The organism is Allobosea sp. 2KB_26 (assembly GCF_052115715.1).
Taxonomy (GTDB): domain Bacteria; phylum Pseudomonadota; class Alphaproteobacteria; order Rhizobiales; family Beijerinckiaceae; genus Allobosea.
Window position 1 is genome coordinate 1 of record NZ_JBFRHE010000064.1, and the last position, 575, is coordinate 575.

Sequence of the window (575 nt, forward strand, 5' to 3'; positions counted from 1 at the left end):
TTCTTCGACGGGGTCTGAGCGGTCAGTGTGACGATCCTGATTTGGAGGGTCGTTTTGTGTCCAGGCTTGACCATAGACTTGAGCCGGAGGGCGAGGTCCGGCGCTTTGAGGTGATCAACGGTGCGATCGGCCGCCGTCGCTGGAGCGGCGATGAGCGGGCGCGGATCCTGGAGGAGACGCTCGCGCCCGGCGCGGTGGTATCGGCGGTGGCCCGCCGCCATGGTCTGACGCCTCAGCAACTGTTCACCTGGCGGCGCGAGGCACGTCAGGCGGCCGAGACCCTGCCGGCCTTCGTGCCGGCGGTGATTGCGCAGCCTGCGGGCGCTGCGCCGGAGGCGGGCACCCCATCGCGATCCCCGCGTCCCAGACGACGGGCGCAAAGACGCCGCACCGCTGCGATCGAGATTGATGTCGGCGGCGTCAAGGTGACGATCGAAAACGGGGCCTCCCCGGCCACGATCGCGGCGGTGCTGGGTGCGTTGAAGGCCGGCTCGTGATCGGCCCGACCGGCGCGGTCCGCGTCATGATCGCGACGAAGCCGGTCGACTTCCGCAAGGGCGCGGAGGGCTTGGCCG

1 protein-coding gene is annotated in these 575 nt (G+C 69.9%); it reads left to right on the top strand.

Going from position 1 to position 575, the window contains the following annotated elements:
• Positions 1-497, top strand: a 497-nt coding sequence (tnpA, locus tag AB4099_RS35215) for an IS66-like element accessory protein TnpA (protein WP_441481509.1), incomplete at its 5' end; no start/stop codon positions are given.
• Positions 498-575 lie beyond the last annotated feature (78 nt).